This is a genomic window from Bradyrhizobium sp. USDA 4369, from assembly GCF_054056435.1.
Genome location: NZ_JBSRYH010000001.1, coordinates 2,616,603 through 2,638,987 on the forward strand (window position 1 = coordinate 2,616,603; position 22,385 = coordinate 2,638,987).

The following is a 22,385-nucleotide window of genomic DNA, read 5'->3' on the forward strand; positions in this document are numbered from 1 at the left end:
CGGTGCGGCAGCGTCAATCAGCGGAGCTTTGAACCTCCTTCGGCGTAGCATGGACTGGTGGCCGGCTGGCGCCGCGCTTGCGGCCGAGGGCGGCCTTGCGGCGGTAGCTCTCGACGTTCATCTCGATGATCGTGGCGTGGTGGACGAGGCGGTCGACGGCGGCGAGCGTCATGGCCTGATCGGGGAAGATGCGGCCCCACTCGCCGAACGGCTGGTTGGCGGTGATCAGGAGCGAGCGCCGCTCGTAGCGGGTGGCTATCAGCTCGAACAGCACGCTGGTCTCGGCCTGATCCTTGGAGACGTAGGTGATGTCGTCGAGGATCAGCAGGTCATAGCGATCAAGCTTGGCGATCGCGGATTCCAGAGCCAGTTCACGCCGCGCCACCTGCAGCTGCTGCACGAGGTCCGTCGTGCGCGTGAACAGGACGCGCCAGCCGTTCTCGACGAGGGCAAGCCCGATCGCCGCGCTGAGATGGCTCTTGCCGCCGCCGGGCGGACCGAACAGCAACAGATTGGCCCCGGTCTCGAGCCAGACGTCACCTGCGGCGAGTGCCATCACCTGCGCCTTGGACAGCGTCGGCACGCTCTCGAAGTCGAATGTCGCGAGCGTCTTGCCCGCAGGCAGGCGTGCCTCCGTCATGTGCCGCTCGATGCGGCGACGGCCACGATCGGCCACCTCGTGTTCGGCGAGCGTGGCGAGGAAGCGCGCCGCGGGCCAGCCTTCCTTGTCAGATTGCGCGGCGAGCTTTGGCCAGATCGCCTTGACGCTCGGCAAGCGCAACTCTGTGAGAAGGAGTTCGACACGCGCGGCATCGATGGATGTGGTCGTGCTGGTCATGCTGCATCTCCCGTATTCGAGGTTGCCGGCACGAAGCCGATGGACGCCAGTTCGTCGTAGGCGGCGAGCGGTGCGAGCTCGACGGCGACGTGCGGGATCGCGGCCTGCTCCGGGCGAAAGCGGATGCGCAACGCGGCAAGGTCAGGCAGCCGTCCCGCATCGAGATCTCTGGCGACGATCTCGGCAAGCTCTGCCTCGCAGGCCCGCTCGTGAGCGAGGGCGAGAAGCTCGACCGTCACCTTGCAGGCATGACGATCGTCATATCGTTCCTGCAGAGTCTCGAACGCGCGTCGATAGGCGGCCCGTGGGAACAGCTGATCGCGATAGACGAGATTGGCGAGCGCCATCGGCTTGCGCCGCAGGGCGTGGATGACGTGCCGATAGTCGACGACATGTCCGCCCTTTTTGTCCGACACCGGACGACCACGACGCAGCGTCGCGACCTGCGTGGTGCCTATGAAGCATTCGAGGCGATCATCGTAGATGCGCACGCGCAGACGATGACCGATCAGCTTCGACGGCACCGTGTAGAACACGCGGCGCAGGATGAAGCCGCCCGACGAGGTCACGTGGATCACCTTCTCCTCGAAGTCACTGCTGCGACCTCTCGGCAGTGGCGCCAGCGTCTCCTTCTCGATTGCGATCCGCTTGACGAGATGGGCGTTGCGCCGGCCGACGACCATGTCGACGAAGGCGCGATAGGCATCGAGGTCGGCGAAGTCGCGCGTCCCCCGCAAAAGCAGCGCGTCCTCCAGCGTCTTCTTGAGATGGCCATGTGGGCTCTCGATCGAACCGTTCTCATGCGCGATGCCGGCATTGTTGCGGGTCGCCACCATGCCGTAATGCCGCATCAGTTCGTCGTAGCGTTGCGTGATGTCCTCGCGCGCATCGATCGTGAGGTTGCGGAACGCTGCCGACAGGCTGTCGCTGCGATGCTCTCTGGGGACGCCGCCGAGCGCCCACAGCGCATTCTGCAGGCCTTCGGCCAATGCGACGAAGCTCTCGCCACCGAGCACGACATGGGCGTGCGCGAAGCCGGAGAACGCCAACCGGAAGTGATAGAGCCGGTGGTCGAGCGCCACGCCCGCGATGGTGATACCCAGCACGCCGGCATCGGTGAAGTCCGACAGGCCGAGCCGCCCGGGCTCATGCTCCTGGCGGAAGATGACGTCCTGCTCGGGCCCATTGAAGGCGCGCCAGGCCGTGATGCGCCGCTCCAGCGTGCGGCGGATGTTGGGATTGAGATCGGGATGGCGCCGGCGCAGCTCCTCCAGCACACCGACCGCCCGGATACCCGGTGCGGCCTTCAGGATCGGCTCGATCTCGGCGTCCCAATAGGGCGCCAGCGGATCAGGCCGCCGCCGGCCACGCGGCTCCTGCTTCTGCGACGGCAGCCGCGGATCGGCCTCGATCCGGTAGGCACTCGCCGTCGAAAACCCGGCTTTGGCCGCCGCGGCCTCGGCCGATAACGTCAATCGGTAACTCATGTATAGCCTCATCTGGTGGTCGGTGATGTGGAGGCCAGGCAAGCCGTCGATCCTCTCTTGTCGAGACGAATCAACAGCTTGCGCTAACCACACCCGGCCGCCAGACGGCCTGAAAGGGACGCGCCGCCGGCGGGAGCGGTCCTCCGGTCGGGCTACGCCCTCCCTTCGTCCCGCTCCCGCCGGCACTCTCTCATCCTGATTGTCGCTGGGTTCTCACCTTGATTGTCGTCGCGCATGCGTCTTCGTCGCTTCGGAATTCGATCCAGCAGGCCGGCCGTTCGGATCTCGTCAGGGTGCACACTTTGACGACGGATTCGCATGCCAAGATCATCGCAAGCGACGATGGCAACGGCGCGTGGACCGCGTTGGTCGGTTCCTGTAATTGGCTGTCGACGGAATTCGACAGCTTCGAGGCTACTGTCCGCCTGAGAGATGCCCGGCTCGCTGGCCGCATCGTGAATCACGTTGCGGCGATGTCCTTGGGTTCGCGTGGTGTCTGGCATCCATTGGCGGATGAATTGACGGTACTTGCCCGCCGGATCGCGAGCGCGAAGCCCGGTTCTGGGCGAAAGGCCAAGGTGCGTATCCTCCTGTCGCCGGATCATGCCTCGATCCCGTTGGAGGCTCGCGATCAGGCCAAAAAGCGCATCGCCATCACGAGCCACCGCATCGGCATCGCCGGACTTCCAATGGCAATCGTCCCGGCGGTCACGGCCGCACAGGAAAAGAAAATTCAGGCGTCGTTGTTTTATGGACGAGCGACCGGTCCATTGTCGGGCGTCGATGCCGCGGAACTCACCCGCGAATTCGAGAGGCAGGGAGTCCGTATTCGTCCAATCTTCCAGCCGAGACTCCATGCGAAAGTCTTGTGCTGGGACGACGATGCATTGGCGGTAAGTAGTCAGAATTGGCTATCTGCAAGTTCGTCGCAATCGAGCTCCCGGAAGGAGATCGGCGTGTTCGTCGAACTCAACAAAATCGCGGACACGTTCCTCCGGCGCTTCGAGCACGCGCGATCAAAATTTTCCTGACCTTGTAGCGCGCCTTACCGACAGAAGACCCCTAAGAATGAGGGCGCTGTTGCGGCCGGGAAGTCCGCCTGACGCGGCAGCGATCGAAGCAACACCTTGTGCCGGCGTCCCGGCGGATAACTTGACATTTGGCTGCACCACAATCAGCGTTCTACTTCTTGTCTTACTTGAGGCCGTGAGCGGACTCTTATCTGCAATCCGGGCCCACGGCCGATGGCAGGCTCTTCAGCTTAATATTCTAGGTCGCGCCGCTCGGCTTCGAGAGCTTCCGATGTTCCTCGGGCTGCCGCTGCGCTACCTCCAGCGCCGCCTGCGCTTTGGCGATCAGTTTCTCGCATCTGGCCCACTCATCTTCCCACGCTGCGTCTTCCCTCAGGCGCTCGACTTCCCGCTCCTTTCTCTCGCGCGCGAATTCCGCCTGGACGCAACTGCAGAAAGCCGCCTGTTCGCTGGATGTCAGGGCCACGCCCCACAGCGCTCCGATCGTGCAGGGATAAGTCTAATCGGCGTCTGCCAGATTGCGATATTTCTTGGCGATGCTGATCTGCCCGCGATCTCCTAGATAGTCGATGCGTGGGTACGCGCGTTGGTTTGTACTCGAACGACCATCGGGTCCACCATTCTGCTTTGCGCTGTCTGTAGATCGGCTGCGGTCGCGCGGTACGTCCATGCCCAACTCAACATCTTTTGGGATTGAGTCGGTGCACGATGTCTTGCCGACGTGGCAAATAGCGTAGCGCGCGGACGCCTCGCCCGACGCACAATGAAAGCGCTTCGCTGCCGCCAGCGCCGTATTCGTACGTCCCGATATGAGCTGCGCCTCGTACTCTGGCATCACGGCTATGATCCCAACTGTGCGCCGGCCGACCGATGGCAAGTCCACCACAACAAAGTCAACGCCGGCTTACTTTCGGCTTTCTGCGCCTCAAGGCCCGGAGCGTTCCGCTCTCGGTAGGCGATGTTGGCTGCGTCCAGCAAGATGGCATCGACGCCGTTTGCGCGTTACGGGCTACCTCGGCAGCCCATCATTGCAATGGCGAGGGCCTCTGGTGTTTTCGGCGTCCAATAGAAATCGGCCATCCAATCTCCCCGCGCCGCAGATTCTCTAGTCGCCTCTAGAATTGGCCGCAATCGTTCGTCCGTTTTCGCTCCAATCCGCGATTCTGGCGACGGTGATGCCGTGGGAACAGAAACGAGAAATCAAGATAACTATTCGTCGTAAAAGGAGGATTTTGACGCATAATTGCGGACACTCCCTCCTCCACGCTCGAAAGTGGTCCGCAACTCACCAACTGTCCTCAGTTCTGATCGTCGAGGTGTGCTCCCAAATGACGCCGCTTGATATCTGTTTCTAATTCGGCTGTGCGTTCGATAATGTTGTGGACGATCGTTTCACGGTCGCGTTGGGTTAGTCCGCGGATACCATGTTCTCGCAACTCCTCCTCGAGGATCGCGGCCATGATCGACAGGACGCTCATTCGCTCCAATCCTTTCTATCCAGAATTGAACGGCAGCAGGATCTGCGCGGCGCGACTAGTTCTCTTCCTTGCAGTTCGACCCCAAGGAGAATGACATAGAGGCCACGTCGCACACCGCTTCAATCAAGGAGCGAACGGCCCGAGCATCCCAGTCGATCTCGTCAATCGGCGCATCCCAATTCTCGGAATTGACGTAGGCCGCATGGCGAGCTTTTACGCCCAGACCCGCTATAGTTCGTGCCGGTGTAGCCATAATGGCCTGCTCTATGGGCGCTAAGTCCGCGAGCATGGTTTCAATTTGCTCGAGATGATCTGGCGATGCCGGATCGTGCAAAGCTCGTATCTTGGCTAAAGCCTCTTCGAGCTGCTTGCCCAATACAACCAGACCTGAATCGTCATTGGTTGCATTAAACGGTCTGCTGGCGAGTTTTGAAGTCGGACGTCGGGAAGGTTTGTTGGAATTGTCGGTGCGGCCACAATGAGAAGCGACTCCGGCCTGGGGCTTGTAAGACGGTCGGGACGAGGGGGGCTTCATGGCTCATGCATCCTCAACAAGCTGCAGCATGCACCCGAAAATGCGCGCAGACGGCTCAGCTCGGACCCCAAGGCTATCCACATGAGATTTCATCCTGATGCGGGTGAATGATACCCTTAAGAGGTGTATTTATAACCTTATAGTGGCGCATTTGCTAGGGGTGTCGATGGTGATCATATGATCACCTCTCGACAAATTCGGGCTGCTAGAGCGTTGCTTGGCTGGTCCCAGCAGCAACTTGCGGACAAGGCGATCGTGTCCCTGAACGCCGTTGCCAGGCTCGAGGGCGGTGTTGTGGATTCTCGGATAAGTACGGTGCAAGCTGTTCAGAAAGCTTTGGTCAAAGCCGGCATAGAATTTCTCGATGCGGACCAAAAAGGCGAGGGCGTGAGGCTCAAGAACCCCAAAGCCTAACCAGCCCCAAGTCTATGCTCCCCATTGCCTCGATCGACGGCGTCAGGACCCAGGTCGCAACGCATGCAAATCAATTGGCTTCTAACGACCAAACGCAACCGGGCGATGGCGCCTTCCGCGCTGAACGCAATTCTGATGAGTAGCTGGGAGATGTGCTGCGGGCTCTTCCCGGCTTCCGAGAGAGCTACCTATTGGGTGGCGCACCCGACACGATTCGAACGTGTGGCCTTCGCCTTCGGAGGGCGACGCTCTATCCAGCTGAGCTACGGGTGCCTGCCTGCTTACGCAATGCTTACGCGGAAACTTCGTGGCTGTGAAGCGGTCCGCGCCGATTTCTTAAGTGTTTGAAACCCAAGTCACTTTTTACTTTTACGCTCCCGCAAAACAGCTTGACATTTGCCTTCGGAGGGCAAAAATCCCACTTGCGCTAGAGCGCGCTAGCCTTCGTCATTCTTCGAGGGCATCCTCTAATGCCTTGAGATATTGAATACATTTCCGACACAAAGCGCGGGTATTCTACTCTCCAGTTCGCTACCGCTTTCCAATTGGTGGTGAGTTTTTGGTGAGTTTTTTTAACGGGTTTAGTGGGATGCCCAAACTTACGAAGACGGTGGTCGACGCTGCGATACCCCGGTCCAAGCAATTCACGATCTGGTGCAGTGAGCTGAAGGGGTTTGGCGTATTTGTCCACCCGAGCGGGAGTCGTACTTTCTTTGTCGACTATCGAAACCGCAATGGCGGCCGCAAGCGTCTGACCATTGGCCGGCACGGAACCATTTCAGCCGAGCAGGCCCGCAAGCTGGCGATTGCTACCCTCGGCGAGACCTTGAGAGGTCAGGATCCTGCGGAGGATCGCGCACGACACCGCAAAGCTCTTACAGTCAAGGAGCTCTGTGAACGATATCTGGCAGCGGCCGAAAAGGGCCTCATTCTCGGGAAGGGAAACCGGCCTAAAAAAGCCAGTTCTCTTTACGTCGACAAGGGCCGCATTTGCCGCCACATCGTGCCGTTGTTGGGCAGGAAGCGCCTACAGGATATCAAGCCTGCTGATATCAACAAGTTCATCGAGGATGTCGCTTCAGGCAAGTCGGCTACGATCGAAAAGACGAAGAACAAGCGTGGAAAATCTGTTGTACGGGGAGGGCTTGGCACGGCAACACGAACTGCGGGACTGCTTAGCGGAATTCTCACTTACGCTGTGAATCAAGGCTTGATCGAGAAGAACGCCGCCCACGGCGTCCGCAAGCCGGCAGACGGTGTAAAGAAAAGGCGTCTTAGCGATGATGAGTATCGGTTGCTGGGGAAAATTCTCCTTGAGAAGGGCACAGATGCGCGGTTTGAAACAACAGTGAAGATTATTCGTCATCTGGCTCTGACGGCTTGCCGCCGTGGCGAGGCAATCAATCTCAAGAGATCCGAGGTGGACGTGGACGGCAGCTGTCTGCGTCTAAACGACAGCAAGGAAGGGGCCTCAGTCCGTCCGGTAGGTCTGCCGGTCTTGAATCTCCTTACTCCGCTCCTTTCCGGAAACGCAGATGGCTTTGTGTTTGAGGGTACCGTCAAAGGGAAGCCACTGGTCGGATTTCCTCGACTTTGGAGTAAGCTCTTGAAGGATACCACTCTCGCCGATCTGACACCCCACGTACTCCGCCATAGCTTCTCGAGCATTGCGAACGATCTGGGCTTCACAGAAGCAACAATTGGCACATTGATGGGACATTCTCGCGGTTCAATCACAGGGCGATACATTCACACGGTCGATTCGCTTCTCGTGATGGCAGCCGACACGATCGCGGGTTACATACAGGGACTTCTTAATGGCAAGAAATTTCGGCGGACGATCTATGCGCTCGATTACGCATCGCGAGAGGCGGCGCTTGCTCGGCTATTCGAGCAATCAGTTGATCCTGGCGACGATCGGGTTGGCGACGGCATGGTTGCCGCATAGCAATAAGAGGACTGCGCTCAATCTGTGTTGACTGCAAATGAGACAACGAGCCGCGAAGCTCGGCCGCGAAGCCGATGCAGTGCGGGTAGGCCGGGTGCCTGACGATTGCGAAGTGAGGCGCCGCCATACGCCGCCAGATTAGGGCGTCGTCTTGTCTACGCCGAGCTCGGCGAATAATTCTTGTTGTGTTTCCAGGAAACTTTGAACCCGTTGGAGCATCGCATTGCATTCCGTGCGAACTTCTACCTTCTTTTGATTGATCGGACCGTACGCTCTCCGCGCATTCCGAAGCACCACGCCTGCGTGCTCCACCGCGAAAGCTGGCCTCTCCTTCGAGAGCTTTTGAAATTCCTTGCCTGCTCCGTTCCCAAAGTTCTCCATGTTCGAAGAGGTGCACGTTACGCCCTCTCTGAAGATTTCTGAAAAGCCAGATGGGCGAGCGAGGTATTGTTGGAATAGCGGCGTAAGGAGCGGACTTGCATTTTGGGTCGCAAGGCTGGAAGAAAAAAGCCCTGCTTCGGCCTGCTCGTCAGTCGAGTTGGCCGCTCTATCCCGACCCTCACAATATCTTCCGATGCTTTCACGCATCCCTAGGCCGATCAGAAGCACAAAGAGGTGCCGCAGCGTATCCAGACCGCCCTTGCTGTTATCCATTCCTGCTGCACGGAAGACGTCATCATACCACGCAAGAGCGTCCCTAGCAGCATCTCCACTATTCGCCTTTGCCATATCAATCGCGGCGGGGTCGCCAATCTTGAGCTTGAGGGACACTCTGGCAAAGACGACGGCCATGCCCTTGATGTATCCTACAGGCGCGATGCCCCGGTCTCTCCACGATAGTCGGGCGCTCCTGGATCGCATCGCGATGGCCGTGATTGCTGCGATAGGGCCCTGACTTTTGGCTATTTCGTCCAGATCCGGAACGGTTTCATCCGCTTCCGCAACGTTAGCCAAAATCCTGGCAACGTCAGTTCGAAACTTCTCCATGTCAAATGAGGGGTCGTCCTTGCGTCCCGGAGGCAGCGCGTATTCCTTGTGTCCGCAACACATGATGGCGTCGGCGCCGATCTTTCGTAAGATGGCGGCGACTCCACGCTGATAAGCCTGCATTTGTTCTGCAGGCCAGGCGTCATCCGGACCGCCTGAGTTCTCGGCTTGAATCCCGAGAAAGCTTTCGTTTCCCGTGCTGATGCCTTGCCACATGCCTGATCCGGCATGGCTTGCTCTTCCGGCCGCTATCGCAAAGAAGGTACCGTCACGCCCAAGAGCAAGCTGCGCAAGAGGGCCCGGCATATCCGGCCGGCCGTTGGTGATGATGCTCAGAGAGGGCATGTTCCCAAATCGCGGTCCAGCTGTGTGATGGCACATTACACCTTTGAGTGGGCCTACGCTGCCGCGTCCTCGGTTGAGCCAGCCTGGCTGCTCCGTAACGCTTAGGCCCGCCGACCTAAGTACTTCGGCCAACCATGTCAGTGGAAAGGGGTCTCCGTTGCTCACGATCGGAGGCGAAGCTGGGTCGGTGTCTGCTTCGTCTGAGGAATTGCTCTGAAGTGTTCTGTACAAGGTGAAGCCAATACCGCCAACAGTCATGCTTGTACTAACCGATATCAGGAAGTTACGTCTTGTTCTCGCCTGGTAAAATAGGTGGTTCCATAGTTCAAGTGAGGCGTCCGATAGAGAGCGGTGTGGCTGTTCGTCAGCATAATGGGTGTCGTCTACCCGGTGCTCAAGGCGGTTCGCCAACTCAGAGAAAAGTCGATATTCACGTTCGCTGAGACGAGTTCTAACTACCAGTTGAAGAAGTCGATGAACTGAAATATATTCCGGGGTTGCAGTAACTAATGAGTATCGTCGTAAGACGGCGATCGCGTCACCCAAGGAGACAAAGTCCGCCGCGGTGGCTCTGAGCGGCTCAGGCATCGCCGTATGCTGCTTTTGAATTGCTTCCTTGGCGATTTGATCGGCCCGCAGAAAGGCACAAAGCTTCAGCAGTGCAACGGCGCCTGGCGAAGCTCTTTCGACGCGGCGAATAGAAATATTCCAGACCTTGGCGACACTTTGCTCATCTCGATTTCGCGATGGACGACGCAACTGGAAGAGCCGGAGCTTATGTTTGGAGAATAGCTTTGTGTATTCAATGAGACCTATCTTGGTTTCGTCAATGTAGGCGGCAGCCTGCTCGATCGCCAACGGTAGCCGCCCCAGAACTTCGGCCAATTCTGCGGCCGCGGCCAGATTATCCGCCGTATCAGCTTGGGCTGTCCGATTAATCAAATAATTGATTGTCTCATCTCTCGTCCATACATCGAGCGTAATAGCTTTCGCCACACCTGCCCAACTTGCATGCCTGGATGTTACGATAACGTGTCCGTGCCCAGCGGTTGGTAGCAGTCCCGTCAAATCATTTGGATCTTCAACGTTGTCGAATACTAGAAGCCAGCTTGACAATTGGTTGAGCAACTGGAGCGTTGACTGGATCTGTTCCGTCTCGCCGTTTTGGTCGATGGCTAGCCCCAGCCGTTGGCCTAGCTCCTTCAGATCGGCAGCGCGAGTTTTCTTGTCTTCCGCTCTAACCCACCAGATGATCTGGTAAGAATCACGATACCGATAGCAGTATTCAAGCGCGACCTGCGTTTTGCCAATTCCCCCAAGTCCGGCGATAGCCTGTATGACGGCCCGTGCCGAGCTTGAATTCAATTCTGCTGAAATTCGAGAAATGATCTCTTCACGGCCGGCAAATGCATCATTCCTCAGATAAGGAACATTCCATAGGGTTGAATTAGTCCACGCTGAGGCTGATGGTGTGCGATCCAGATCGATACGCGGTGGAAGCGCGTAGTGAGTTGCGCGAAGCTTTGCGATGACATCATCGCGCGCAAAAAGGCGGTCGATCGGAACGACATAAAGTCGATGCCTGCTTAGTTCTTGGCCTGCTAGTCGGATTATTCCTACTAGAACCTCTCCAGCGAAAACGGCGGCGCCGGACATCGCAGGCCACGCCTTGGCAGCCGGTTCGCTGGGGGTGTCTTCGTCTCTCAACGTGATCTTGAGCAGGCCCGTTCCCTCGGCCAAAGCTCGAGCATTATCGGCGAGCTGGATAAGGCCTGAGATTCCCTTAGTTTCACGGCGCTCCAATTTGTCATCAACGGCTGTGTCAGGGTATCCGACGGCAGTAACTTCAACTTGGCCCCATCTTCCCAAGGACGCCCACCTGACGGGCGCTACGCTAGTCCCTGGGGGCAGCTTGCCGTTCGAGGCCGGGAGACCCAGCAGCGCAAAGTCCAAATCGTCGCCTGGGTCGCTTTCGGGCCACAGAATGTCGGCGATCTTATCTTTTTCATCAACGGCCTTCCTCGGTTCGAAATCTCGCTCCAACCTGACACGCACGCGAGACGGAAACGGATCCCCGGGAGGGGGGCGCAGCACGTGCCAGCCCGTCAGAATCAGGCCGTCGGCTATCAGAAAGCCGGTGCCTTCCTGGTGATCTCGATCTCCCTTGATCTCAACTAGCCGTCCAAGCTCTGGCATCGAAGCGTATCACTTTGTTTTCTTGGCCGAGCCGACCTCAACGTTGCCAAGAGCCAATTTCAGGCGGACCTTCTGAGTGCTGGCATCTTTGGCTGCCCCTTGTGCCTTCGCCTTGAAGATCCACCATCCAAGCTCCGCATCCATTCCGATCGTGTCCTCTGCAACGATCGTAAGTTCGAGCTCCGCCTCAGTTATCAGAAACCGATCCTTGGCATCCAGCGCTTGAGCACGCTCAGCGGCTGTCCGGATTTCGTTTTGCGGATTCCGATCGATGTCGCCCAGGATTCCGAGATGATCTCGCCCACCATTCCGATTTGAAGTCGCCCACCCGTTCCGAGATGATGTCGCCCACGATTCCGGGATGATGTCGCCCGGGTATCGCAAGAGCGAACCCGGGGTGACGAGACCTCTTCTGGCTCCCATAGGGTCAACCTTTCGGCTTTGCGAAGGGGGACCCTGGATGCCGACGGAGAGGCTTGCGATGCGCCGTGTGCGCGATGTGATCAGGATGAAGGCGGCTGGGCTGCCGAGCCGCGAGATTGCTCGGCGGATGGGCGCGGCGCCCTCGACAGTGCGGCTGACCATCCGGCGGTTCGAGGCCGCAGGCCTGAGCTGGCCGTTGCCCGACGAACTCACGGACGCGGCCCTGGAGGCCCGCCTGTTCGCCAAGACCGGCAACGGTAACCGGCAGGGTCATCGCCGCATCGCCGAGCCCGATTGGGCGGCGGTGCACCGCGAGCTCAAGCGCAAGCACGTGACGCTGTCGATCCTGTGGGAGGAGTACATCGGCGCCGAGCCCGGCGGATACCGGTACTCGCGCTTCTGCGAGCTTTACCGCGCCTGGGAGGGACGCCTGTCGGTGACGATGCGCCAGGCGCACGCGGCCGGTGACAAGCTGTTCGTCGACTACGCGGGCGACGGCGTGCCGGTGGTGGTCGACCGCCTCACCGGCGAGCGGAGGACGGCGCAGATCTTCGTCGCCGTGCTCGGCGCCTCGAGCTTCACCTACGCGCAGGCGACGTGGACGCAGGGGCTCGCCGACTGGATCAGCGCCCATGTTGGCGCCTTCGCGGCGATCGGCGGCGTCCCGGCGCTCCTGGTGCCTGACAACACCAAAGTCGCAGTCATCAAGGCGAGCCTCTACGACCCGCAGATCAATCGCACCTATGCGGAGATGGCCGCGCATTACGGCACGGCCGTCTTGCCGGCGCGACCTCGCAAGCCGCGCGACAAGGCCAAGGTCGAGCAGGCCGTCCTCATCATCGAGCGCTGGCTGCTCGGTCGCCTGCGCCACCGCGTCTTCTACAGCCTCGCCGAGGTCAACGCAGCGATCGGCGAGTTGCTCACCAGGCTCAACGAGGAGCGGCCGATCCGGCGGCTCGGCGTGACGCGCCGCCGGCTGCTCGAGGAGATCGACCGGCCGGCGCTCAAGCCGTTGCCGGCGAGCCCCTACGTGCTCGCCGAGTGGCGGATCCGCCGCGTCAGCCTCGACTACCACGTCGAGGTGGAGAAGCATTATTACAGCGTTCCGCATCGCTTCGCGCGTGCCGAGGTCGAGGTGCGGTTCACCGCCCGCACCGTCGAGATCTTCCACAAGGGCGAGCGGATTGCCGCGCATCAGCGCATGAGTGGCAATCACAAGCACACCACCGTGCCGGAGCACATGGCCTCCAGCCATCGGCGCTACGCCGGCTGGACTATCGGGCGTATCCGTCAGGACGCCGCCGCGATCGGGCCGGCAACCAGCGCATTGTGCGACCTCATTCTCGACGAGCGCTCGCACCCCGAACAAGGCTTCCGCGCCTGCCTCGGCATCCTCAGGCTCGCCGCCTCCTATGGGCGCGAACGGCTGGACGCGGCGGCTGCGCGGGCGATCGACATCGGCGCGCGCACCTATGGCTCGGTCAAGTCGATCCTCGCCAACAATCTCGATCGGCGTCCCGCTCACCAGCGCTCCGCGGACGATGCGCCGATCCTGCATGCCAACATCCGCGGACCGCGCTACTACAATTAGGAGACCGTCCCTTGCTCACCCATCCGACCCTCGACCGCCTCAACGCCCTCGGCCTCCACGGCATGGCCAAGGCCTTCGCCGACATCGAAGCCGCCGGTGAGGCTGGCAGCCTCGGTCACGCCGAATGGCTTGCTCTGCTGCTCGAACGTGAAGCCTCGCTGCGGCACGACAAACGGCTCGCCACTCGCCTGCGCTACGCCAAGCTGCGCCAGCAGGCATGCGTCGAGGACATCGACTACCGCACCCCGCGCGGTCTCGACCGCCCGCTGTTCGCCAAGCTTGTCGAGGGCCGTTGGATCGACGACCACGTCAATCTCCTGATCTGCGGCCCGGCAGGCGTCGGCAAGAGTTGGCTCGCCTCGGCGCTCGGCCACAAGGCCTGTCGCGACAATCGCTCCGTGCTCTATCAACGCGTCCCGCGCCTGTTCGACGATCTGGCGCTCGCCCGCGGCGACGGTCGTCACCCACGCCTGTTGCGCGGCCTTGGCCGTGTCGATCTGCTGATCCTCGATGATTGGGGGCTCGAGCCGCTCGATGCCGGCGCCCGTCACGACCTCCTGGAAATCCTCGAAGATCGCTACGGTCATCGCTCCACCATCGTCACCAGCCAGCTCCCCGTGGACCAGTGGCATCTGCTCATTGGAGATCCCACCTATGCCGACGCCGTGCTCGATCGCCTCGTCCACAATGCCCATCGGCTCGACCTCACCGGTGAGAGCCTGCGCCGAACTCGGCAATCCGCCCGAAAGACCTGAGCGCCGTGGACATGCCGCTGCGCTTGGACAACGCAATCGCGTTGTCCACATGCCCACAGCAACCGCAGAAGAAGAAAAAAGGTTGAAGTCGCGATTCCAGATTGACCGCGCGGCTTGACCGATGCCAGAGAACCAGCCGGCCAGAACGCCTCGCCGCTGGGCGAGATCAAATCGGAAAGGTGGGCGACATCGTCTCGGAATCCACGGGCGACTTCATATCGGTACGCCTGGGCGACTTCGTCGGAATCCGCATTCGTTTCGAAGACCCATAATCGCATCGGCCAATTTGATACGGTCATCAGGATCAGGCATATGAATGCTCCTCGTAAAGTTGCCGCACGTGCAAGAGTAACGGAATCGTGAGCTAAAGCAACGTAAGCCGTAGCGCGGCGGCCCACCGCTCGCCAAGTGCTGCAAGTTTCGGATCACGACGGGCGTCTGATTCGTTGTTGTCTTGACGCATGCGCTACCTTGGAGCGGTTTGTCGCCAGGATCGCTTGACCGGCTAGCAGAGCATTGGCTCATCGTGCGGCTTGCGCGTTCTTCGTCCGATTACAGCCTAAGTTCGTCATCCGGCAGTTTGGGCCGACGCATGACTGAGCTGCGGGGCGCGGTCTGGTAGAGAAATTCTGGCGGGAGCTTATTCGGAAGCTCCAGCTTCAACTCGCGAACCGCCTCCGAGCACGAGGGTTTCTTGGCCCATTCGCTGACCATACGATTGCCGGCGGTCTTCCTTAGGGCCTCGTCGATCTTGGTCACCCAGTCCTCAAGTATGTTGTGAAGCTCAGGCGAGATTGCCTGCCGGCTCCAGATCATCTCAAGATCTAAGCGGCCTTCAGTCGTCCAGGAAAGATACGCGATTGTATACGCCGTGATGTTGGCCTGAAACGCAGCAAATTTCTTTGCCTTGACGATAGTCTGCACGGTCCGGAACAGAATTGCCTTGGCAATGAATGCCTTGTACCAGCCGGAATCCGGTTCAAATCCAGTCGGGTGCTCGTCTTTCAATCCCTGCATAAAAAATTGAAAGTTCTTCTGATTGCCAAAGCTGACTTGGTGAGGGTGTCCAGCCCAGGCATTCAGGTACTTTGCCATGTCGGTCTTGGAGAACCTTCGCTCCTTTGGTGTCTCCTGAGCGAATCGTCGCTTCTGGGCAGTAGCAAAGGACGCCTTGAGCTCCGCTGCTCCGTAGCTGCCGCGAGCGCGCTCATAGAACCAGCGACTCGTTCCGTCTGGAAGCCACGTATTGTTCGCGAGCTTTTCAATCGTGACGTGGAAGGGATCGTTTGCAGAGAAGTCGGCGGGCTGAACCGTATTCTGGCTGTTTGCAGACCTTGAGACTGCACCAACCATTTCGTCGAGGTGCGCTCCGCCCACGCAGATAATCTTTGCAGGCACAGAGATCGCGTCGAGCTTGGCTCCATCTCTCCGCTGGGCGCGATGGAGGCTCGCAGTAGTCTGGCCACCGTTCACGATCTGCAGGCCTCGGACTGACTTGATGCCATACAGTCCGGCGCCATTTTCCTCAATCTCCATGGAGTCGACAGTCGCAACGATACCGTTGTTGTATGCAAGAAAACGGTGCGGTAGTTCACGGATAGTTTGACGGAGACCAGAATTTACACTCTTGCGTCCACGAACACCAAGAAACGCTCGTACGTTCAGTTCAAGCAGTCGCGTACCATACTTCTCGTATATATCTGCGAGCAGGATGCCCGGTATGGATGCGAGATACGCGTCATAGTCTGCAGTGTCCGCTGAGGCTTTGAGACAGGAAAGTGGACTGCCAAAATCGGCGACAAAATCCACAGTGATGTCGTCTCTGCGAAGGCCTTGTCCCAGAATCCGCTGTAGCCGTTCAATGCCGAACAGGTCGACAATTACGCGGGTGCCGTCAAAGGCCTTCTTCAGATCGATGGATCTCAGCCCCGTAAGAGCGTCGGAGAGGAGAACCACTCGAAGAACGCCGATTTTTTCACGAGCTTCGTAGATGTGCCTAGCGAGTTCGCTCGCATCTGTGTTCGAGGGTTCAATTTTCGTGTGAAGTCCCTTGCAACTGCATTCATAGAACTTCATGGCCTGCTGCAGAGCATTCAGAATCTCGTCGCGCGTCAACGCGCGTGGAGGCATTTCTCCAGTGTGGAGCGTCGTGACGAGTATGAGGCGCTCCTCGTCATCTGGAATCGAATAACCGGTGATCTTGTATCTCGTTCGGGAAAAGCTTCCCTCCTGCCAGAGCAGCATCGGGTTCTCAATGGCACCTTCATCACCGAGCCGATCGAGGACGAGGCGGGTGAACTCTTCCTCGCTGTAGATGCTGTTGTCGCCAAGCTGTACGGCCTCGTCGACTTCAGCCGCAAGCTCCCGAGCAAAAATCTCGATCGCTTCTTCACTCATGAGGTTCAGCCCATCATCTTGAGGTGCTTCTTAAGAGCGTCGTGGGTAATTAGGAAATCTACCAGTAGTCTCTCGTCAAGAGCATAGGACGCATCCACAACCTCCTTGGGAACCGACGCGCCAGTCAACCTAGGAAAATCCTCACGAACGTCAAAGCCATACAGCGTCTGAAGGGAGAACGAGAGCATGGGGGGTTGCAGATGTCCGACCTTAACAAGCCCGGCCCGAATCAGTAGATCATCAAAAGTCGATCTAACATCGGGCGAAGATTGGTTCAGGGCATTCCGAATGTCATTTGCGGCAGTCAGAACTGTGCGTCCCCCTGGTACCTCCTGAAATCTTGCGCGGGCAATCAGAAGAGCCGAAAGTCCTCGTCGATCCAGTTGGTCCAGTCGTGATATCCGCAGGAGATTTCCGCCCCGGGCGACCGCTTTCACCTCCATGCCGATTCCTGATCTGCTGAAGTCGTGAATGCCTTCGAGCGGCCCAAACCAGCTTTCGACGGCCGCTTCATATCCGATCTCGGACGCCAGATGCTCCAGGACGACGAGTTCACCGAGAAGCCCAACCTGCTCCTCTCGTGATAGACCCCGGCGACCCGAACGCAGGAATACCTGCCATGCCTCAAGTCGAGACACGACGATGGCTATGGTCCGGGCAGCATCCAAGGCCTCCCGCGCGACTTCCACCAGGTCGGCTGCCAGCACTTCAAAAATATCTCGTAGTTGTTCGCGCTCAAGTGTGATCGCAATGCGAAGGAGCCCCCTTGCCGCGTCTCGCTCATCGCTCAGGCTGACACCTTCAGCAGTAAGCCTGAGCAGCCTGTTCGGCGCTGCGCTTAGTGGCGACTCGACGAGAAGCGCTATCCGGCCATCTGGCTCTCTGATACCGGCTCGCAAGCGTACTGGCGCGGCGATCGAGAGGGAAATTGCCCGCCATTGATGATCCGACGGAGCGACGCAGGCTGCCTCAGCCCATTTTGATACGAGTTCGTCTCGAGGCGATATCATACGGGTTCGAGCCGTTGTTCAACGGTGTTGAATCGATACCGAATTGAACGGCCGCTATTGGAGTCCGGAAAGCTGACTACGACACCGAAGATCGGAACCTCTACGGCGTCCAGGCCTGCATTCTTAGGAGACAGCGGGTAGAGCAACAAAAGCGCCCGCCTCGGATCTTCGCCGCGGACCCTTCGGATCTCGGGGCCGTCGGGTGTGCTGGCTTCATCCTTGCCGGCCGCGACCCGTTTTCTGTTCGTTGCGGAAAGTGCACGCTCGAATTCTGATCGACTCAGATCGATTGCTTCGTCTCGGGGTGAGAGTATCGTCTTGACGACATAACGACCAGACGCGTCTCCACGCGGTAAGGGGGCACGTTCTACTGTCGTGAAGGTCCATCCATTCACGCCCAATGTCTCTCCGCTGCCGCTGAGCACCGCGATCGTCCAGTCCGTCAGTTCCCCGGCACCAAGTTGCTCTCTGACGTAAGAACTCAGGCGGACGGCATTCACATCGTGAGCCGCTTCGGGAAAGAGAAGCGATGCGAGCAGAGTTGCGACTTCGGCTCCGGCTACCGCCTTCCATACCCGGCGCCCTTGGAACGCTTTGAGCTCCTCGTTCGCGCCAGGTTCTACAGCGGGTCCAATTCGGTCCAGAAATCCTGTAATTGCCAGTGCGTTACGGTAGTTGGTCGGTTGGTCGTGGAAAAGAACGGTTTGTATCTTTGCCTCACCCTGAAACGAGACCTGGAATTCCCGCGAGTGACGCATCTTGTTCGGAGCGGTGACGAGCAGAATGTCGTGGGACTGGATTCTAAGCCCGTATTGCTCAGGAGTGGCGCCTATCATGGCCATATGATTGAGACGCTCTCGAAGCTCCTCGGCGGCGGTCGCCACATGGCGGAACCACAGTCGTAGGTCGGGTGTCATATAGATCCGACAGAGGTCAACATATCCGGGACGGTATCCGAACCAACGTCCCATCTGCATCAGGCTGTCGTACATCCTTGATGCACGCAGAAAATAGCTGACAGTAAGTCCTTCTAGCGTCAGTCCTCGAGAAAGCTTGTCGCCACCAATCGCTATGACATTCAATCCCTGAGCTGCGTTGCCGTCATAGTCGAGCGCATCCCGTATTTCGCTGTTGACGACCTGCGGTCTGATCTTGTCGGAAGCGTAAACCAGTTCGCGCTCCACATCCGCCCAGTCCGTCGTGGCTAGCGATTGTCCGATTTCCTGCGCTCTGATCGACGCCGAAGTCGGCGCGAAATCGCTCTCCCAAAGCTCACGCAGACGGTCGAGGATCGGATCCGCTTTTTTTGTCCTGTACTTGAGCTTGCGCTTCAAGTCGGAGACCCATTCATCTACCTGCCGAAAGACCGCCTGATGCACGTCTTTGAAGCGGGAGACGTGAATAAGCATCGAATTGTGAACATTGCGCTGTCCCCGCGCTGCCCGCGCCGCGCAGGCCAGTACGAAACTCAGGATTGCGTCTTCGAGTGATGGAGGAATACGATCCTCGCCGTGATAACGCGGCGAGAAAGTCTTCTTGTGGTCGACCGCGATCCAACCTTCATCGCTTTGGTCTACGTCTCGAGTGACGTCGATCGGTTCGACCGCTGCCTCACCTCCACTGCCGTCGATGCCGAAGAGAAGGCTTGGCCCAACATAGTTCGAGGGCGAGGGGAGATTGATGATGAAGCTGCGAGGAAACACGTCATCGCCGTGCTCGTCGGTAGACGCGGCATCGTGGATCAGAACGTTTGCGAACGGCGTCGCAGTATAGGCTACGTATGCCGAACGTGAGAATGCCGCGAGAAGACGGCGTATCTGTCCATTGATGCGCTTGGGCTCATATTCGGGATCAGGCGTATCGTCATCGAGAAACTGCTGTTCGCCCGTGTCAACCGACGCCTGATCCGCCTCGTCGTCGATGACGAGCAGAGGCCGAGCCTCGGTGTCGGCCCGGGGGGCGAGGACCTCGCTAACCCAGTTGTTCAGATTTTCGAGAATGCGCGCGTTCTTTTTGATGACCAGAAGCACGGGACGTTGCTGCACCCCGATTCCAAGGTTGTCGGCGAACGCGCGATTGAAATCGCCGTTGGCCGCCTGGGTGGTGAGGTGCTCGGCATGAATGCTCTTGTCGAGTTCGCCCACTCCGATCCGTGTGAAGCCACCGCCATTTGTCGGAGTGGTATTGTAGCCGAGAAAATCGCGATCCATGCGCCGCTGAGTCTGCTGCCGGAGAGCATTGTGCATGCCGGCGAGAACGATTATCAGCTTGTACCCAGCGTCCGCTGCCTTGCTCGCGAGTCCGGCATAGTTGGCCGTTTTTCCGAATTGCACATGCCCGACGACTAGGCCGCGACGATCCCAGGGGCCGTCCCGATTCGGGTCTTCGATCAGCTCCATGATCAGATCGGTAGAGAGGTCGATCGCGTCGATGGCCGCCGGTGGCCAGCCTTGATCCTGAAGCAGGAACTCGCCATACCGCTTGAAGAACCTCCGGCCTTCCTTACGATCTCCGAAGTACCAGGGGACGTGGCCTCGCTGGTCAATGAGTGTTGTAGGCCGGCCGATCTTGACGGTCAGCCGTGTTTCCAGTTCATGCACGATTGCTGCGATCTGCTCAGGCGATAGGTCCTGCGCGAGCAGTCGGGAACAATCATCTACTGCAGCCTCTATTTGTTCCTTGCCCATGGCCGCGTTGGGATGGCGTTGCCGAAGCATCATGAGGGCCATCGAACCAATCGTGTCCTCGACCGAGCTCATCGTTTTTCCCCCTGTAATTTGCGTATGAGCTTCTGCTCGATTTCCTCAACCTTGTCGAACGGATCCATTCTCGAAAGCCGTGCCGCGACTTCGAGCAGGGGGAGCCCGGCCCGCTCCATCAGCCGCGCCATGGAGAGCGCGGCGTTCACCAGCTCGGTGTTGTCGACTCCTTCGTCTGGAACGCCGCGTTCAGTCACGTCCAGCCATACGCGGTCCACGGGTACTGTCCGCTCGATAAGATCAAAAAGTCCCTCAAGCAGGTCGAATGCTGTCTTGTCCATTCGGCCATTTATGAGCTCGATGAACTCATGATCTCGTCGCAGGGTGTACCGGCGCCTGGTACCTTCAGGGTTCACCTGCCAGATTCGAGATACTGTGGTTGCCTTCTGTCGGCTTCCGAATTGGCCTCGATGGACGAAAACCTCGCGGGCCTTGCGACGCACATCCTCGGCTATCCGCTGCAATGGCTTTCTGATCGCATCCGGCGGCCGGGCGATCGCCTTGCGCACGTCGATACGCCAATCGTGGTCGGCGGTGTTCGGAATATCGATCCGTATGCGGGCCAGCCGGCTGGTTTCGTCTCGGGTCCATGCGCGGCTCCCTCCGAGCCCAAGCCAACCCCCCGCCGAAAGGAGGCGCTTCTGCCGATACACGTAGAAGCCCTGCTGGGCTGTCCAGCCGTCAGGTCCGCCGGCCCTCTCGAATTCGATGTCGTTGCGGAAGCGGTCGCGGTGCGGCAAGACAAACCCGCGGACGCGTATCTTGCCGCCAGGCCCCGCGATGTGCTGCTCCGGATTTCGAATGATCGATTCGTCCTTCTCCAGGAACGGGTCCCACGCCTCGACCCGGCTGCCATTGAGAGTCATCTTGAGAGCCCGGGCATCGCCCGCGAGAAACCGATGGAAGACCATTCCAAGGTGCGCATCGACGCGCTCGAGATCAGCAAGAAACGTTTCGTGGCTCGGCCGATCGCTCGTTCGCCCGAAATCCACCTTCCGCCAGACGACGAGCGTGCCGGATCTCCTGGATGCCAAGCGGTCGCGGATGTCCTCGCGGAGGCCCGCATCGCCCTCGATCAGATCCCATCCACCACCATTCCTGCGCAGCTGATCAAGATCCCAGGTAAATGAGGTCTCCTCCGTGGAAATCTTTGACACGACCGTAAGCTGGCGACATTGGGACAGGGATGCGGTCTTGAGTCCCAGTCCAAACCTGCCCAGGTCCTCGGCCGACCGTTCGGCCTCCGGGCCGATGCCGCCGAATCGCATCGCTTCGACGAGCCCATCGGCATGCATGCCCGCGCCGTCATCCAGTATCCAGGCGACCGGCTCGCCATCATTCCAATCGCATTGGATCTCGATAGTTTTGGCGTCGGCAGCTATGCTGTTATCGAGAATGTCGGCAATTGCGGTCTCCAGCGAATAGCCGACCCCCCGAAGGGAGCCTACGAGGGCTGCAGCGGATGGCGGTACGGCGCGCGTTGGCAATGGCTCAAAAAACCCTACGGGAGAAAACGAAGAGCAGGTTACCAGGGGTTGAGCGCGCTGGCGAGCCAAGTCTGCGGTTTGACATCATGAGCTCCGAGAAGCGGAGCGCCCTTATGGGGCGCATCCGGGGACGCGACACGGGGCCGGAGTTGGCCATTCGAAAGCTGCTGCATGCCATGGGCTATCGGTTTCGGCTCCACGCCAGGGAGCTTCCTGGAAAGCCCGACGTCGTGTTCCGGGGCAGGCGGGCCGCGATCTTTGTCCACGGCTGTTTCTGGCACCGCCACGATTGCGGGCTGGCGTACGTGCCCAAGACCCGCCCGGAATTCTGGCAGCGCAAATTCGACGGCAACATCGCCCGGGATCGAAAAGCAGAGCGAGAACTGGAAGCGATGGGGTGGCGCGTTGTGGTGGTGTGGGAATGTGAGCTGGCGGATCTCGCGCCCGTGGCGAAAAGGCTCAAGAAGGTGCTTGGACCGCCTGGCAGGCTGCTCCCTCGCACTGGGCCGCGCGAGAAACGGCCGGGGAGGAAAGCTCGCGCTCAGGCCGATCCCGCACAGCAATAGGCTCCGCGGGCCATGGGATGCCAAGAATACTGAGCGTTCGGTCTGCTGGTCGGCGTATGGAGGGAGATCGGCACCGACGGTCTGGCACCAAAGAACAGCAGCCAGGTAGCCATTACTTGCGCGATTTGCTCAACCTGC

General features: G+C 59.3%; 18 protein-coding genes and 1 tRNA gene. 6 read left to right on the forward strand and 13 right to left on the reverse strand.

The window, feature by feature from the left end; genetic code table 11:
- Positions 1-13 precede the first annotated feature (13 nt).
- Positions 14-838, reverse strand: a complete 825-nt coding sequence (gene istB / locus ACVIJ6_RS11855) for an IS21-like element helper ATPase IstB (protein WP_456771792.1) — start codon at positions 836-838, stop codon at positions 14-16.
- Positions 835-2,367 (reverse strand): IS21 family transposase, encoded by a 1,533-nt coding sequence (istA, locus tag ACVIJ6_RS11860; protein WP_456771791.1) that lies wholly within the window; start codon positions 2,365-2,367, stop codon positions 835-837. The genes istB (ACVIJ6_RS11855) and istA (ACVIJ6_RS11860) overlap by 4 nt, the downstream gene beginning before the upstream one ends.
- Before the next feature lie 176 nt (positions 2,368-2,543).
- On the opposite strand from istA (ACVIJ6_RS11860), the gene ACVIJ6_RS11865 reads away from it, so the two are divergent.
- A complete protein-coding gene (locus ACVIJ6_RS11865) occupies positions 2,544-3,356 on the forward strand; it encodes a phospholipase D-like domain-containing protein (protein WP_456772867.1) in 813 nt (270 codons plus the stop codon).
- 238 nt (positions 3,357-3,594) lie between these two features.
- On the opposite strand, the gene ACVIJ6_RS11870 is transcribed toward ACVIJ6_RS11865, so the two are convergent.
- The 4 genes from ACVIJ6_RS11870 to ACVIJ6_RS11885 form a co-directional block, all read right to left on the reverse strand.
- On the reverse strand, positions 3,595-3,822 hold the full coding sequence (locus tag ACVIJ6_RS11870) for a hypothetical protein (RefSeq protein ID WP_456772868.1): 228 nt from the start codon (positions 3,820-3,822) through the stop codon (positions 3,595-3,597).
- Positions 3,823-3,855: 33 nt separating this feature from the next.
- Positions 3,856-4,191 carry a hypothetical protein gene (locus tag ACVIJ6_RS11875; protein WP_456772869.1) on the reverse strand — a complete coding sequence of 112 codons (336 nt, stop codon included), beginning with the start codon at positions 4,189-4,191 and terminating at the stop codon, positions 3,856-3,858.
- 463 nt (positions 4,192-4,654) lie between these two features.
- Positions 4,655-4,834, reverse strand: a complete 180-nt coding sequence (locus ACVIJ6_RS11880; protein WP_456772870.1) for a hypothetical protein — start codon at positions 4,832-4,834, stop codon at positions 4,655-4,657.
- 55 nt (positions 4,835-4,889) lie between these two features.
- Positions 4,890-5,369: a hypothetical protein gene (locus ACVIJ6_RS11885; RefSeq protein WP_456772871.1), complete on the reverse strand. Its 480-nt coding sequence runs from the start codon at positions 5,367-5,369 to the stop codon at positions 4,890-4,892.
- Between the two features lie 177 nt (positions 5,370-5,546).
- Here ACVIJ6_RS11885 and ACVIJ6_RS11890 point away from each other — a divergent pair, with 177 nt between their 5' ends.
- Positions 5,547-5,783, forward strand: a complete 237-nt coding sequence (locus ACVIJ6_RS11890) for a helix-turn-helix domain-containing protein (RefSeq protein WP_456772872.1) — start codon at positions 5,547-5,549, stop codon at positions 5,781-5,783.
- A 196-nt stretch (positions 5,784-5,979) separates the two neighbouring features.
- Here the strand turns inward: ACVIJ6_RS11890 and ACVIJ6_RS11895 are convergent.
- Positions 5,980-6,056, reverse strand: a tRNA-Arg gene (locus tag ACVIJ6_RS11895).
- Positions 6,057-6,372: 316 nt separating this feature from the next.
- Here ACVIJ6_RS11895 and ACVIJ6_RS11900 point away from each other — a divergent pair.
- Positions 6,373-7,731, forward strand: a complete 1,359-nt coding sequence (locus tag ACVIJ6_RS11900) for a tyrosine-type recombinase/integrase (protein WP_456772873.1) — start codon at positions 6,373-6,375, stop codon at positions 7,729-7,731.
- Between the two features lie 138 nt (positions 7,732-7,869).
- Here ACVIJ6_RS11900 and ACVIJ6_RS11905 read toward each other — a convergent pair whose 3' ends face one another.
- Positions 7,870-11,259, reverse strand: coding sequence for an N-acetylmuramoyl-L-alanine amidase (locus tag ACVIJ6_RS11905; protein ID WP_456772874.1), 3,390 nt, complete (start codon positions 11,257-11,259; stop codon positions 7,870-7,872).
- A 9-nt stretch (positions 11,260-11,268) separates the two neighbouring features.
- Entirely contained in the window at positions 11,269-11,682 is a 414-nt protein-coding gene (locus ACVIJ6_RS11910; RefSeq protein WP_456772875.1) for a trypco2 family protein, read from the reverse strand.
- 58 nt (positions 11,683-11,740) lie between these two features.
- Here ACVIJ6_RS11910 and istA (ACVIJ6_RS11915) point away from each other — a divergent pair, with 58 nt between their 5' ends.
- On the forward strand, positions 11,741-13,273 hold the full coding sequence (gene istA / locus ACVIJ6_RS11915) for an IS21 family transposase (RefSeq protein ID WP_083780767.1): 1,533 nt from the start codon (positions 11,741-11,743) through the stop codon (positions 13,271-13,273).
- A gap of 11 nt (positions 13,274-13,284) precedes the next feature.
- Entirely contained in the window at positions 13,285-14,028 is a 744-nt protein-coding gene (istB, locus tag ACVIJ6_RS11920) for an IS21-like element helper ATPase IstB (protein ID WP_012041725.1), read from the forward strand.
- 552 nt (positions 14,029-14,580) lie between these two features.
- Here istB (ACVIJ6_RS11920) and ACVIJ6_RS11925 read toward each other — a convergent pair.
- From ACVIJ6_RS11925 to ACVIJ6_RS11940, 4 genes are read right to left on the reverse strand one after another with little or no spacing between them, the layout of a single operon-like run.
- On the reverse strand, positions 14,581-16,425 hold the full coding sequence (locus ACVIJ6_RS11925) for an AIPR family protein (RefSeq protein ID WP_456772876.1): 1,845 nt from the start codon (positions 16,423-16,425) through the stop codon (positions 14,581-14,583).
- Positions 16,426-16,430: 5 nt separating this feature from the next.
- Positions 16,431-17,435 (reverse strand): PD-(D/E)XK motif protein, encoded by a 1,005-nt coding sequence (locus ACVIJ6_RS11930; protein ID WP_456772877.1) that lies wholly within the window; start codon positions 17,433-17,435, stop codon positions 16,431-16,433.
- Entirely contained in the window at positions 17,432-20,194 is a 2,763-nt protein-coding gene (locus tag ACVIJ6_RS11935) for a Z1 domain-containing protein (protein ID WP_456772878.1), read from the reverse strand. Before ACVIJ6_RS11935 ends, ACVIJ6_RS11930 begins: the two co-directional genes overlap by 4 nt.
- Positions 20,191-21,681, reverse strand: coding sequence for an ATP-binding protein (locus ACVIJ6_RS11940; RefSeq protein ID WP_456772879.1), 1,491 nt, complete (start codon positions 21,679-21,681; stop codon positions 20,191-20,193). Before ACVIJ6_RS11940 ends, ACVIJ6_RS11935 begins: the two co-directional genes overlap by 4 nt.
- An 86-nt stretch (positions 21,682-21,767) precedes the next feature.
- Between ACVIJ6_RS11940 and ACVIJ6_RS11945 the strand changes: the two genes are divergently transcribed.
- Positions 21,768-22,247 carry a very short patch repair endonuclease gene (locus ACVIJ6_RS11945; RefSeq protein ID WP_456772880.1) on the forward strand — a complete coding sequence of 160 codons (480 nt, stop codon included), beginning with the start codon at positions 21,768-21,770 and terminating at the stop codon, positions 22,245-22,247.
- Positions 22,248-22,385: the final 138 nt, after the last annotated feature.

What these genes read in the sequence shown, in the direction of transcription:
- istB (WP_456771792.1), bottom strand. Translation starts at nt 838, where the DNA reads ATGACCAGCACGACCACATCCATCGATGCCGCGCGTGTCGAACTCCTT.
- ACVIJ6_RS11875 (WP_456772869.1), bottom strand. Translation starts at nt 4,191, where the DNA reads ATGCCAGAGTACGAGGCGCAGCTCATATCGGGACGTACGAATACGGCG.
- ACVIJ6_RS11880 (WP_456772870.1), bottom strand. Translation starts at nt 4,834, where the DNA reads ATGAGCGTCCTGTCGATCATGGCCGCGATCCTCGAGGAGGAGTTGCGA.
- ACVIJ6_RS11885 (WP_456772871.1), bottom strand. Translation starts at nt 5,369, where the DNA reads ATGAAGCCCCCCTCGTCCCGACCGTCTTACAAGCCCCAGGCCGGAGTC.
- ACVIJ6_RS11890 (WP_456772872.1), top strand. Translation starts at nt 5,547, where the DNA reads ATGATCACCTCTCGACAAATTCGGGCTGCTAGAGCGTTGCTTGGCTGG.
- ACVIJ6_RS11900 (WP_456772873.1), top strand. Translation starts at nt 6,373, where the DNA reads ATGCCCAAACTTACGAAGACGGTGGTCGACGCTGCGATACCCCGGTCC.
- ACVIJ6_RS11905 (WP_456772874.1), bottom strand. Translation starts at nt 11,259, where the DNA reads ATGCCAGAGCTTGGACGGCTAGTTGAGATCAAGGGAGATCGAGATCAC.
- ACVIJ6_RS11910 (WP_456772875.1), bottom strand. Translation starts at nt 11,682, where the DNA reads ATGGGAGCCAGAAGAGGTCTCGTCACCCCGGGTTCGCTCTTGCGATAC.
- istA (WP_083780767.1), top strand. Translation starts at nt 11,741, where the DNA reads ATGCGCCGTGTGCGCGATGTGATCAGGATGAAGGCGGCTGGGCTGCCG.
- ACVIJ6_RS11925 (WP_456772876.1), bottom strand. Translation starts at nt 16,425, where the DNA reads ATGAGTGAAGAAGCGATCGAGATTTTTGCTCGGGAGCTTGCGGCTGAA.
- ACVIJ6_RS11930 (WP_456772877.1), bottom strand. Translation starts at nt 17,435, where the DNA reads ATGATATCGCCTCGAGACGAACTCGTATCAAAATGGGCTGAGGCAGCC.
- ACVIJ6_RS11935 (WP_456772878.1), bottom strand. Translation starts at nt 20,194, where the DNA reads ATGAGCTCGGTCGAGGACACGATTGGTTCGATGGCCCTCATGATGCTT.
- ACVIJ6_RS11945 (WP_456772880.1), top strand. Translation starts at nt 21,768, where the DNA reads ATGAGCTCCGAGAAGCGGAGCGCCCTTATGGGGCGCATCCGGGGACGC.